The sequence below is a fragment of the uncultured Azohydromonas sp. genome, assembly GCF_937926365.1.
Lineage (GTDB): Bacteria > Pseudomonadota > Gammaproteobacteria > Burkholderiales > Burkholderiaceae_C > Azohydromonas.
The window spans coordinates 1-12,106 of sequence record NZ_CALAOH010000246.1 but is presented as its reverse complement, the minus strand read 5'-3'; the positions used below and the strand labels follow the sequence as shown (position 1 = coordinate 12,106).

At 69.5% G+C, this 12,106-nt stretch carries 12 protein-coding genes and 1 pseudogene; 5 read left to right on the top strand and 8 right to left on the bottom strand.

Annotation, left to right across the window (positions count from 1 at the left end; translation table 11 throughout):
• Nucleotides 1-167: 167 nt before the first annotated feature.
• The 3 genes from yidD to rpmH form a co-directional block, all read right to left on the bottom strand.
• Complete coding sequence (gene yidD / locus Q0741_RS27120; RefSeq protein ID WP_298236312.1) at nt 168-476, bottom strand: membrane protein insertion efficiency factor YidD; 309 nt, start codon at nt 474-476, stop codon at nt 168-170.
• 93 nt (nt 477-569) lie between these two features.
• The gene (gene rnpA, locus Q0741_RS27115) at nt 570-986 is read right to left on the bottom strand and encodes a ribonuclease P protein component (protein WP_298236311.1); all 417 of its coding nucleotides are present in this window, start codon (nt 984-986) and stop codon (nt 570-572) included.
• A 17-nt stretch (nt 987-1,003) separates the two neighbouring features.
• Nucleotides 1,004-1,138: a 50S ribosomal protein L34 gene (gene rpmH / locus Q0741_RS27110; protein WP_029001618.1), complete on the bottom strand. Its 135-nt coding sequence runs from the start codon at nt 1,136-1,138 to the stop codon at nt 1,004-1,006.
• Between the two features lie 418 nt (nt 1,139-1,556).
• Here rpmH and dnaA point away from each other — a divergent pair, with 418 nt between their 5' ends.
• The 3 genes from dnaA to gyrB all read left to right on the top strand — a co-directional run bounded on the left by dnaA (nt 1,557) and on the right by gyrB (nt 6,900).
• Nucleotides 1,557-2,966, top strand: coding sequence for a chromosomal replication initiator protein DnaA (gene dnaA, locus Q0741_RS27105; protein WP_298236310.1), 1,410 nt, complete (start codon nt 1,557-1,559; stop codon nt 2,964-2,966).
• 236 nt (nt 2,967-3,202) lie between these two features.
• Nucleotides 3,203-4,315, top strand: a complete 1,113-nt coding sequence (gene dnaN, locus Q0741_RS27100; RefSeq protein WP_298236309.1) for a DNA polymerase III subunit beta — start codon at nt 3,203-3,205, stop codon at nt 4,313-4,315.
• 86 nt (nt 4,316-4,401) lie between these two features.
• Nucleotides 4,402-6,900, top strand: a complete 2,499-nt coding sequence (gene gyrB, locus Q0741_RS27095; RefSeq protein WP_298236308.1) for a DNA topoisomerase (ATP-hydrolyzing) subunit B — start codon at nt 4,402-4,404, stop codon at nt 6,898-6,900.
• 76 nt (nt 6,901-6,976) lie between these two features.
• On the opposite strand, the gene Q0741_RS27090 is transcribed toward gyrB, so the two are convergent.
• A complete protein-coding gene (locus Q0741_RS27090) occupies nt 6,977-7,363 on the bottom strand; it encodes a hypothetical protein (protein ID WP_298236307.1) in 387 nt (128 codons plus the stop codon).
• A 36-nt stretch (nt 7,364-7,399) separates the two neighbouring features.
• Nucleotides 7,400-7,618 (bottom strand): hypothetical protein, encoded by a 219-nt coding sequence (locus Q0741_RS27085; protein ID WP_298236306.1) that lies wholly within the window; start codon nt 7,616-7,618, stop codon nt 7,400-7,402.
• A 269-nt stretch (nt 7,619-7,887) separates the two neighbouring features.
• Between Q0741_RS27085 and Q0741_RS27080 the strand changes: the two genes are divergently transcribed.
• Nucleotides 7,888-8,193, top strand: coding sequence for a hypothetical protein (locus Q0741_RS27080; RefSeq protein ID WP_298236305.1), 306 nt, complete (start codon nt 7,888-7,890; stop codon nt 8,191-8,193).
• Nucleotides 8,194-8,308: 115 nt separating this feature from the next.
• Complete coding sequence (locus Q0741_RS27075) at nt 8,309-9,571, top strand: patatin-like phospholipase family protein (RefSeq protein WP_298236304.1); 1,263 nt, start codon at nt 8,309-8,311, stop codon at nt 9,569-9,571.
• Between the two features lie 25 nt (nt 9,572-9,596).
• On the opposite strand, the gene Q0741_RS27070 is transcribed toward Q0741_RS27075, so the two are convergent.
• The 3 genes and pseudogenes from Q0741_RS27070 to Q0741_RS27060 all read right to left on the bottom strand — a co-directional run.
• Nucleotides 9,597-10,601: a hypothetical protein gene (locus Q0741_RS27070; RefSeq protein ID WP_298236303.1), complete on the bottom strand. Its 1,005-nt coding sequence runs from the start codon at nt 10,599-10,601 to the stop codon at nt 9,597-9,599.
• Nucleotides 10,602-10,797: 196 nt separating this feature from the next.
• A complete protein-coding gene (locus Q0741_RS27065; protein WP_298236302.1) occupies nt 10,798-11,571 on the bottom strand; it encodes an SDR family oxidoreductase in 774 nt (257 codons plus the stop codon).
• A gap of 122 nt (nt 11,572-11,693) precedes the next feature.
• Nucleotides 11,694-12,106, bottom strand: a pseudogene (locus tag Q0741_RS27060) (NAD/FAD-dependent oxidoreductase); the annotation flags it as partial.

Below are 12,106 nucleotides of genomic sequence, written 5' to 3'. Positions count from 1 at the left end.
CGCCGGCGCGGGCACGCCCGCCGGTGCGCTGCCGGCCGCCGCCGGCGCCGTGGCCGTCGGACGCGGGCCGAAAAACGAGGGCTGGCCGTTGTGCTTGTTCCACGCGTCCCACAGGAGGACGAGCGACATCGTGAACAGCACCCACAGCAAGGTGCGGCGTATATCGGTCATGGAGAGTTCCGGGTCGGAAGGGAATCAGCGGACGACGGTTTATCCGCCGTCGCCGGTGTGCGCAGCAGCCGAGTGAACAGGCGGGGCGGCTGCGCTGGCACGGGGTCGTGGCCGCCAGCGCACCAGGGATGGCAGCGCAGCAGCCGGGCGGTGGTCAGGTACGCGCCGGCCGCTGCACCGTGGCGCTGCAGCGCCTCCAATGCGTAGGCCGAGCAGGTGGGTTCGAAGCGGCAGGCGCTGCCGAGCCAGGGGCTCAGCAGCAGCCGGTAGCCGCGCACCGCGCCGATGAGCAGCTGCTGCGGCAGGGCACGCCAGCCGCGCGGGGCCGGGACATCGGTCGGGGATGGAAGCGGCGCGGCCATGGCGGAGAAGTCATCAGCGGGCGCGGCGGCTCGCGCTCAGGGCGTGATGCGGCCGAGCAGCTTCTCCAACTCCGCGCGCACGACGGCGCGCAGCGCGTCGGAGGCCGCGGAAGGAAACTGCCGGGTGTCGATGGGCGCGCGCAGGCGCAGCACCCACTGCCCAGGAGGCAGGTGCTGGTGATGGCGCCGCAGGGCTTCTCGCATCTGGCGCTTGATCAGGCTGCGTGTGACGGCACGGCGGGCGTGGCGCTTGGGCACCACCAACCCCAGCCACCAGCCGGAGACCAGGTCATCCACAGGCGCCGCAGGCTCGGAGCCGGGGGCTGTTGACAACTGCGCCGCAGGGCCGGGGCGCTGGCGCAGATGATGGGCCGCGAATAGCGGACTGCGCGACAGCTGCCGGGTCTGCAGCACGCGCTGGAAATCGGCCGCGCTCGTGAGGCGGCCGATCACCGTGCGGGTGTCTGCGCTCAGACGGCCAGGCGCTTGCGGCCCTTGGCGCGGCGGGAGGCGATCACGGCACGGCCGCCGCGGGTCTTCATGCGCACCAGGAAACCATGGGTACGGGCGCGGCGGGTCTTGGAAGCTTGATAGGTGCGTTTCATGACGAAAATCCTCGGCAGTTCTCTCGGGAAGGGGCCCGGCTGGGGGTCGCTGCCCGGGCCCGGCCAGGCGCTTTGAGCTCCTGCGCCGGACGGCCGCGTCGCGACGGCGCACGAGGCGATCGCCTGCCCTGCCGCACGCGCCCACACGCTGTACACCACCTGCTGGCAGCGTGAGCAGGAAACTGAGTTAGTTCTGCAGCGCGGAGCCCGGCGCAAGGATCGATCTGCTCGGGTAGGCGCAAAGACGCACCCGAAACTCGCGCATCCGGGAAACCCGCGATTACAGCAGAAGCACCGCGTGCGGTCAATGAAGCCGTGCAACAAGCTTGTTGACGGCGGGCTTCAATCTGTGGATAACCACCGCCTCGCCCCGCGGCGGGACCGTACAATCCCGCCGCTCATGAAAGAGTTTTCCACAATGAGCAACGACCTCTGGCAACAGGGCTGCGCACGCCTGGCAGCCGAGTTGCCCGAACAGCAGTTCAACACCTGGATCCGCCCCCTGCCGCCCGCCGACGTGGCCGACGAGGGGGATGCCACGGTGGTGAGCCTGAAGGTGCCCAACCGCTTCAAGCTCGACTGGATCCGCTCGCAGTACGCAGCGCGTATCGAGCAGGTGCTCTCCGACGTGGCCGGCAAGACGGTGCGTCTGGAGCTGACGCTGGCGGCCCGCCCCGCCGCTCCCATCGAACGCCCCGTCCCGCGCAGCAGCACCACCCCCACCGGCGATCTGTTCAACGGCACGCCGCACGCGCCGGCCGCCCTCGCGACGCCGCCGGTGCGCCCGGCACCCGCGCCGGCGCAGTCGCTGAACCGGCTCAACCCGGCCCTGACCTTCGACACGCTCGTGCCCGGCCGCGCCAACCAGATGGCGCGCACCGCCGCGCTGCACGTCGCGGGCGCGCCGGGGCACATGTACAACCCGCTGTTCATCTACGGCGGCGTGGGCCTGGGCAAGACGCACCTGATCCACGCCGTGGGCAACGCGCTGCTCAAGGACAACCCCGAGGCGCGCATCCTGTATCTGCACGCCGAGCAATTCATCACGGATGTGGTGAAAAACTACCAGCGCAAGACTTTCGACGAGCTCAAGGCCAAGTACCACTCGCTGGACCTGCTGCTCATCGACGACGTGCAGTTCTTCGCCGGCAAGGAGCGCACGCAGGAGGAGTTCTTCAACGCCTTCGAGGCGCTGCTGGCCAAGCGCGCGCACATCATCATGACCAGCGACACCTACCCGAAAGGGCTGGTGGACATCGACGAGCGCCTCACCAGCCGCTTCGATGCCGGCCTGACGGTGGCCATCGAGCCGCCGGAGCTGGAGATGCGCGTGGCAATCCTGATGAAGAAGTCCGACGCCGAAGGCACCGCCATGCCCGAGGACGTGGCCTTCTTCATCGCCAAGAACGTGCGCGCCAACGTGCGCGAGCTCGAAGGCGCGCTGCGCAAGGTGCTGGCCTACTCGCGCTTCAGCCAGAAGGAAATCAACATCAACCTCGCGCGCGAGGCGCTCAAGGACCTGCTCTCCATCCAGAACCGCCAAATCGGCGTGGAGAACATCCAGAAGACGGTGGCCGACTTCTACAAGATCAAGGTCGCCGACATGTACTCCAAGAAGCGCCCGGCCAGCATCGCGCGCCCGCGCCAGATCGCCATGTACCTGGCCAAGGAGATGACACAGAAGAGCCTGCCGGAGATCGGCGAGCTCTTCGGCGGCCGCGACCACACCACCGTGCTGCACGCGGTACGCAAGATCGGCGGAGAGCGCCAAAAGAACACCGAGCTCAACCAGCAACTGCACGTGCTGGAGCAGACGCTCAAGGGCTGACGCAGCGCGGTTGAGAACGGCCGTTTCGCCCCCATTTGCGAAGGCCTGGACAACTAACGTCCGGGCCTTTGGTGCTCCTGGGGGGCGCGACGGCCCCGGAGGCGCGCCGGGACATCTCCCGGCTTGACGTTCACGGCCCGGCGCCCTTGCCTGCTCGCGGATCGCTGCTTGCCAGCAGGTGAAAGGCCTCCGCGCCGGGCGAAAATAGACAGATTTCCTAAATCAAAGAGGACGACATGATTGTTCTGAAGGCACCCCAGGAACAGCTGCTGGGGGCGCTGCAGGCGGTCTCCGGCATCGTCGAGCGCCGCCACACGCTGCCGATCCTCGCCAACGTGCTGCTGCGCAAGAACGGCGACGACATCGAGTTCACCACCAGCGACCTGGAGATCCAGGTCCGCACCCACGCGCAGCTCGGCGGCGACGCGGGCGCCTTCGCCACCACCGTGGGCGCGCGCAAGCTCATCGACATCCTGCGCACCCTGCCCGCCGACCAGGTCGTGTCGCTGTCGGCCAACCAGAGCAAGCTCACGCTGCAGGGTGGCAAGAGCCGCTTCACGCTGCAGACGCTGCCGGCCGAGGACTTCCCGCTGGTGCAGGAAGCAGCGGATTACGGCCCGGCCTTCTCGGTGCCGCAGAAGGTGCTGCGCGGGCTGATCGACCAGGTGCACTTCGCCATGGCGGTGCACGACATCCGCTACTACCTCAACGGCATCCTGTTCGTGGCCGAGGGCAAGAAGCTCACGCTGGTGGCCACCGACGGCCACCGCCTGGCACTGGCGCAGGCCACGCTGGAGGCGGAGATCCCGAAGCAGGAGGTGATTCTTCCGCGCAAGACCGTGCTGGAGCTGATGCGGCTGCTCAAGGACGGCAAGGAGGAGGACGCCATCGAGATGCGCTTTGCCGGCAACCAGGCCAAGTTCGCGTTCTCGGGCATGGAGTTCGTCACCAAGCTGGTCGAGGGCAAGTTCCCCGACTACAACCGCGTCATCCCCAAGAACCACCGCAACAGCGTCACGCTGGGCCGCGCGCCACTGCTGGCGAGCCTGCAGCGCGCCGCGATCATGACCAGCGACAAGTTCAAGGGCGTGCGCGTCAACATCGAGCCCGGGCTGCTGCGCATCGCCTCCAGCAACGCCGAGCAGGAAGAAGCGAAGGAAGAGCTGGAGATCGACTACAACGGCGACGCCATCGAGATCGGCTTCAACGTCACGTACCTGATGGACGCGCTGGCCAACATGGGCCAGGACATGGTCAAGGTCGAGCTGCAGGACGCCAACGCCAGCGCGCTGATCACGGTGCCCGAACGGGACGACTTCAAGTACGTCGTGATGCCGATGCGCATCTGACGGCAAGACACACAGCGGGCCGCGAGCCCGCTTCGGCATTTTTATGGGCCCCTGCGCCGCGCGCCGCGGGCCTTGCGAGACAGCACATGAGCGACCAGAACACTCCTCAAATCCAGGGCGACGGCGGCTACGGCGAAGGCAGCATCCAGATCCTTGAAGGCCTGGAGGCGGTGCGCAAGCGCCCCGGCATGTACATCGGTGACACCTCCGACGGGACCGGCCTGCACCATCTGGTGTTCGAAGTCGTGGACAACTCCATCGACGAGGCGCTGGCCGGGTACTGCGACGACATCATCGTCACCATCCACTCGGACAACTCCATCTCCGTCATCGACAACGGCCGCGGCATTCCCACCGGCGTGAAGATGGACGACAAGCACGAGCCCAAGCGCTCGGCCGCCGAGATCGCGCTGACCGAGCTGCACGCCGGCGGCAAGTTCAACCAGAACAGCTACAAGGTCTCGGGCGGCCTGCACGGCGTGGGCGTGTCGTGCGTCAACGCGCTGTCCAAGTCGCTGCGCCTGACGGTGCGCCGCGACGGCAAGGTGCACTTCCTGGAGTTCAAGCGCGGCATTCCGCAAGACCGGGTGATCGAGCAACGCAACGGCGTCGAGATCAGCCCGATGAAGATCATCGGCGAGACCGAGAAGCGCGGCACCGAGGTGCACTTCCTGCCCGACGAGACGATCTTCACCAACGTCGATTTTCATTACGACGTGCTGGCCAAGCGGCTGCGCGAGCTGTCCTTCCTGAACAACGGCGTGAAGATCAAGCTCGTCGATGAGCGCAACGCCAAGGAAGACGACTTCGCCTACGCCGGTGGCGTGCGCGGCTTCGTGGAGTTCATCAACACCGGCAAGCGGGTGCTGCACCCCAACGTGTTCCACGCCATCGGCGAGAAGGTCAGCGACCAGAACACCACCATCGGCGTGGAAGTCGCGATGCAGTGGAACGAGGGCTTCAGCGAGCAGGTGCTCTGTTTCACCAACAACATTCCGCAGCGCGACGGCGGCACGCACCTCACGGGGTTGCGCGCGGCGATGACGCGGGTGATCAACAAGTACATCGAGGACAACGAACTGGCCAAGAAGGCCAAGGTGGAAATCTCCGGCGACGACATGCGCGAGGGTTTGGCCTGCGTGGTCAGCGTCAAGGTGCCCGAGCCCAAGTTCTCCAGCCAGACCAAGGACAAGCTCGTGAGCTCCGAGGTGCGCGGCCCGGTGGAAGAGGTGGTGGCGGCCAAGCTCGCCGAGTGGCTGCTGGAGAACCCCAACGACGCCAAGATCGTGTGCGGCAAGATCGTCGAGGCCGCGCGGGCCCGCGAGGCCGCGCGCAAGGCGCGCGAGATGACGCGCCGCAAGGGCGTGCTCGACGGCCTGGGGCTGCCCGGCAAGCTGGCCGACTGCCAGGAGAAGGACCCGTCGCTGTGCGAGATCTACATCGTGGAGGGCGACAGCGCCGGCGGCTCGGCCAAGCAGGGGCGTGACCGCAAGTTCCAGGCGATCCTGCCGCTGCGCGGCAAGATCCTGAACGTGGAGAAGGCGCGCTACGAGAAGCTGCTGAGCTCCAACGAGATCCTGACGCTGATCACGGCGCTGGGCACGGGCATCGGCAAGGGCATGGGCGGGGACGACTTCAACCCCGACAAGCTGCGCTACCACCGCATCATCATCATGACCGACGCGGACGTGGACGGCGCCCACATCCGCACGCTGCTGCTGACCTTCTTCTACCGGCAGATGCCCGATCTGGTTGAGCGCGGACACATCTACATCGCGCAGCCGCCGCTGTACAAGGTCAAGCACGGCAAGCAGGAGCAGTACCTCAAGGACGCGGCCGAGCTGGACGTGTACCTGATGCGCGTGGCGCTGGACGGCGCCTCGATCGACCCGGGCGACGGCCGCGCGGCCATCACCGGTGCCGACCTGGAGGAGAAGGCGCGCGCCTACGTGCAGGCCAACAACGTCATCGAGCGCCTGCAGAACTGGATGGACGTGGAGGCGCTACGCGCCATCGCCGACGGCCTGACGCTGGACCTGGACAGCGCCGCCGCGGCGGAAGCCAGCGCCGCGGCGCTCAAGGCCGCGCTGCATGACGCCGCGGTGGCCGCCGAGTTCGACGAGCGCACCGACAAGCACCAGCTGCGCATCAGCCGCCGGCACCATGGCAACCTCAAGAGCAGCGTGATCACGCAGGACTTCGTGCACGGCGCCGACTACGAGGCGCTGAGCAAGGCCGGCATCACCTTCAAGGGCCTGCTGGGTCCGGACGCGGTGGCCCGGCGCGGGGAGGGCGATCGCGCCAAGGAGCAGAAGGTGGCGGACTTCCGCGCCGCGATGGCGTGGCTGATGGGCCAGGCCGAGAACAGCGTCGGCCGCCAGCGCTACAAGGGCCTGGGCGAGATGAACCCCGAGCAGCTCTGGGAAACCACCATGGACCCGGCCGTGCGCCGGCTGCTGAAGGTACAGATCGAGGACGCGATCGAGGCCGACCGGGTGTTCACGATGCTCATGGGCGACGAGGTCGAGCCGCGGCGCGACTTCATCGAGACCAATGCGTTGAGGGCGGCGAATATCGACGCTTGATATGTGACTAAGACGGCCCCGAAAGGGGCCGTTTCCTCGTGTCTTCCATCCCCTTTCATTTGTGAGCCGCCATCTCTCACGCCTCACCAGCCCTGCCGCCATTCAGGATGCACTGGATGAGTTCGTAGGTGCCGGTCGCGCAGATTTTCTGCAGGAATACGGTTTCAAACCCGCCCGCGACTATTTCGTCATCGACCCCAAAACCGGCATCGAAGCCGATTCCAAGGCCATCGTCGGCGTGGCTTTCGGCTATCAGTTTCCCGAGTTGGGCGCCTTGAGGCCGGATGAGTTTTCCGGCGGCGACGCCACGGTGGTGCCACTGCTGCAGTCCTTGGGATTCCAGAACCGCTCCCTGGGCCTGGCCGGCGAGGAATTCGCGCTGCGTTTCGAGCGCTGGCGGCTTGTAGAACTTGGCGCCGGGCAGCTGGCCGAAAAGGTCGAGCCCCGAAATCGCGTTTTCCACGGCCAATGGCCGGGGCGCCTCTGGCGCCCTTCGTCTTCAATTCATCCAGTTCTCATACGCCGCCCGCCGCAGCCGCCGGGCATTGGCCGGGTCGCTGTGCTGAAGCTGGCCGGCCATCTCCAGCATCTCGGTGCGGACATGGGTGTGGTCCAGGGCCTGCACCAGGTTCCAGGCTGCCTTCAGGACGCTTCCCAGGCCCACGACGACGGCAGTGCCCAGGGTCCGGACGGTGGGCAGGGTCACGATGGCGCTCATGTCGCAATACTCCTTGTGAGAGCGGGATCCCTCTCTGCGGCACGCAACGCCCGTTGCGCGCTCCGGCAGCGTATCCCGGCATCTAGGGTTAACCCTAACTCAAAGCATCCCGTTCGGTAATCCTCCCTTGGCATACCCATCGGCCGCGAGGGGTGCGGATTTCACGGCCTTTGTGTCTTCCCCGCCACGCTGCGGGTGCCTGCGCGGCGGATGGTGGTGCGGGTCAAATCGGCGGCCCGCCCTCCAAGGCCCGAACGAAAGGCGCCGACATGCTTTCTTCCCTCCAGTTCCAGGACATCGCCGACGAGATCCAGGCTGCCCAACCTGAGGTGCGCCAGGTCGAGCCCTTCAGCGCCCGCATCCCCGGTTTTGACCTGGACGACGCCTATGCCGTCGCCGCCCTGGCGCACGCGGCGCGCCTGGCGCGTGGCGAGCGCCCCGTGGGCCGCAAGCTCGGCTTCACCAATCCGGACATGTGGGCCCTCTACGGCGTGCGCGCGCCGGCGTGGGCCTGGCTCTACGACAACAGCGAGTGCAGATTTCACGCCCTGAGTCCCTTCCCAGGCGCGCCTTGACCCTTGCCCACCTGCCGGGCCGGCACCCCGGCCGAGAATCCGTCCCGCCGGATGGGACATCCGGTGCGGGACCGCTGCCGGCCCGCGGTCCGGGAAGTCGTGGAAGGAGGACCCCATGAAAAAAATCGCCATCGCCTGCCAGGGCGGAGGCTCGCACTGCGCGTTCACCGGCGGCGTGCTCGCCGCGCTGCTGCGCCGGGTGCACGTCGATGCGCAACAGCGCCTGGTACTCGATGGCCACGAGGTCGTGGGCCTGAGCGGCACCTCCGGCGGCGCCGTCAGCGCCTACCTCGCCTGGCTGGACCTGCTGCGCATCCGCCAGGGCCATCGCTTCGCCGAGGACGAGCCGCTGGCGGTGGAGCGCTTCTGGAAGAACAACGCCGCGCAGCTTTTCGGCCGCTTCCCTTACGACCTGCTCACCAACCTCGCGGTGGTCGGCATGGCCAGCATGGAAAGCGCCGTGCCCGCACTGGCCTCCGCCTCCACGCCCAGCGCCGCCACGCGCGCCATCCAGGCCCACATGCGCGCGCAGATCGCGGAGGCCGCCGGCGACCTTTCCTTCCTGCAGCCGCTGGCCGAGGCCGAGGGCGGCCTGCACCGCGCGCGGCTGAAGTCGCTGCACAAGGCGCCCCCGAACTTCCCCGTGCTGCTCATCGGCGCGGCCAACGTCAACCAGGGCGTGTTCGAGCCCTTCATCGGCACGCCCGCCCACCCGCCGCTGCTGGACCAGGTGGTGGCCTCCACCGCGCTGCCGGACCTCTTTCCCTCGGTGGGCATCGCCACGCCCATGAAGGCCGCGCGCCACGCCCAGGGCACGGCGCCCGGGGACAGCGCCGAGCCCGCCTCGGCCTACTACTGGGACGGGCTGCTGTCGCAGAACCCGCCCATCAGCGACTTCCTGGGCTTCAGGGAGCGCGAGGTCAAACCCGACGAGATCTGGATCGTGCGCATCAACCCCGTGGCGCGGCGCAACGGGGCGGGGCGCATCGCCATCGAGCCGCCCACGCGCGCCACCGAGATCGCCGACCGCCGCAACGAGCTGGCCGGCAACCTGTCGCTGGAGCAGGAGAAGCGCTTCATCCGCCGCATCAACGCCATGCACGACAGCGGCGCGCTCTCCGCCGCGGGGCGCGACCGCTACAAGAAGGTGCAGCTCTGGGGCATCTCGCTGGACGGCTGGTCCGACGTGCCGGAGCACCCGGGCGCGCCCGAAGGCGACTGGCGCGAGGTCAAGTACCGGACCCCGCGTGTGCACACGCAGGTGCTGGACTACGCCACCAAGCTGCTGCGCGGCCCGCTGTTCCTGTCCGAGCTCGACGCGCTGGGGCGCGAGGCGGCACAGGAGTTCCTGGAACACCGGCAGGCAGTGGAGGCGTGAACCCGGCCGCCGCCGGCGCCGCCGCTCACCGCGTCGTGAACTGCCACGTCGCCGTGTACGGCACGCTGCCGTTGCTGCCGGAGAAGCTCGCCGTGTAGGTGCTGCCCGCGGCCAGCGGCGACAGCGGCACCAGGAACACCTCGCCGGGGCGCAGCCCGGGCTCGACCGGGTCGGCCGTCACGTCCGGGCCCGTCGTGGCGCTGTCGGCGATCAGCCGCGACGCCACCGCCGCGCCCGTAGCGTCGCGCAGCGTGAAGGCGCTCACCGTGTAGCCCGCGCCGTCGCTGGCGCCTTGCGCGCGCATGGAGACGAACACCGGCTGCCCCACGCCGCGGCCGCCCACGTCGGGCATGGGGTTGGGCGACTCGGTGGCGGGCACGAAGGTGGTGGCCACGCCGCGCTGGCCGGGGTAAGGGTAGGCCTTCACCACGCTGGACGCGGGCCGCTGCGGCGCGCCGCCCCGGGGCACGCCGAAATTGAAGACGCAGCCGTTGACGCCGCCCGCCAGGCCGAAGGCCACGCCCATGTCCACCTGCTCGGCCAGCAGGCTCGCCAGGTGGTAGACGCTGGACAGCAGCAGGTCCAGGCACTGCATCGGCGTGAAGGCGGAGCCCCAGGCCAGGTCCTCGCTGACGAAGCTCCAGGCGTAGCCGGCCGCGGTGACGCGCGCGCCGGGCGTACTGCCGGTGAAGCCCTGCAGCCCAGGCTGCTCGCCATGGCCGGCCGACACGCCGTTGATGCGCAGGTAATCCAGGTGATTCGCCGCTGCCCGGTCCAGCCGCACGTTCTGCCGCGCCGCACCGGCGCCGGCGCCCAGCCGCACGGTGTTGAGTTGCTGGTACAGGGTCAGCCGGGCCGAGTCGGGGTAGTCGGCCGCCGGCACGTCCTGGTTGACGGGCTGCGGCTCCACGGGCGGCCGGGCCGGGCCGCCGTCTCCGTCGCCACCGCCGCCGCAGGCGGCAAGCAGCGCGGCGGCCAGGGCACAGGCGGCAAGACGGAAGTGGCGGGTCAGGCGCAGGGTGAGCAGCATCGGGGGATCCTGAAGGGGCGGTGAGGCGGCCGTGGGCCGGGCGGAAGGGGCATCCGAGGCGGAAGCCCCGGCGCATGATCGCCGCGCCCGGACCGGCGCATGCACGGTGCGAGGCATTGTCGGGGGCATGGGCCGCCACCCTGGGGGGGCATGCCGACCCGTCCTTCAAGCGAATTCCGCTCGGGACGAACCGGGCTCACTTCACCACCGGCCGCACCGCCGTGAAGCCGCCGTCCACCGGCAGCACCTGTCCCGTGACGCGGGCCGCGCGCGAGGACAGCAGCCAGCAGATGGCCTCGGCCACCTCCTCGGCACTCTGCACGCCGCCCAGCGGCGCCTGCCGCGCCGCGCCCTCGCGCAGCGCCGGCGCGCCGAGCATCCCGGCGGTGAGCGGCGTGGCCGTCATGCCCGGCGCCACGGCGTTGATGCGCAGCCCCAGCGACGCGTAGGTGGCGGCGGCGCCGCGCACCAGCGCCTCCACGCCGCCCTTGGCCGCGGCGATGGCCTCGTGGTTGGCCACGCCCACGCGCGCCACCACGCTGGACACCAGCACCGCCGCGCCCGGCCGCCCCGCGCCGCGCAGCGGTTCGATCCAGGCCTGCAGCATGAACAGTGCGCTTTCCAGGTTCACGCGCAGCAGCTCGCGCAGTTGCGGCGGTTCGCTGCGGTGCAGCGGGGCGATGAGCGTGCTGCCCACGCAATGCGCCAGCAGCGTGGGCGCGCCGCCCAGCGTGCTCCAGCACTCGGCCACCGCCGCGGCGGCTCCTTCGGGCGTGGTCGTGTCCGCGGCAATGTGGGCGTGCGCCTGCACTTCGGCCAGCCTGTCGGCATCGCGTCCCACCGCCGCGACGCGGTGTCCTTGCGCGCGCAACTGCGCCACCACCGCGCGGCCGATGCCGCCGCGCGCCCCCGTCACCAGCGCCACCTGCGGGGTTCCATCGGGCGGCAGCAGGTCGGTCGTCGTGCTCATCGCGGTACTCCAATTCGCAACGCAGCGTTGGGAAGTCTTCGTTCACTCACCGCATGGCAAGCGGCGTCCCTGGAAGAACGCGAAGGCATGGCCCTGGGCGCACCCGGAGGCGCGCCCAGGGCTCAGCCCACGGCGCCCGGCACGATGGCCGCCGCCAGGGCGCGGCCCGAGAGCCAGGCACCTTCCACGCCGGCACCGCCGAGGAAGTCGCCGCACACGCCCAGGCTCAGCGCCGGGTCCCACCAGCAGAGCTGGGGTGCGCCGTCGCTGCGCGGCGCCAGGGCATAGCGCCAGCGGTGCACGGCGGCATGGGCCCAACGCGGGCGGCGGTCCAGCGCCTCGGCCAGCGCGTCCTGCAGCAACGCCTGCACCGTGTCGGCGCCGCTTTCCAGGTAGGTCGCGCTCCACGCCGCCGTGGCGTGCGCCACCCAGTGGTTCATCCCGCCGCCGGCCGGGCGGCCGGGCCTGGCGTCCTGGCGCACGACCCACGCCAGCGGCCCGCGCTGCGGCCAGGCGGCGTCCCAGGGCGGGGGCG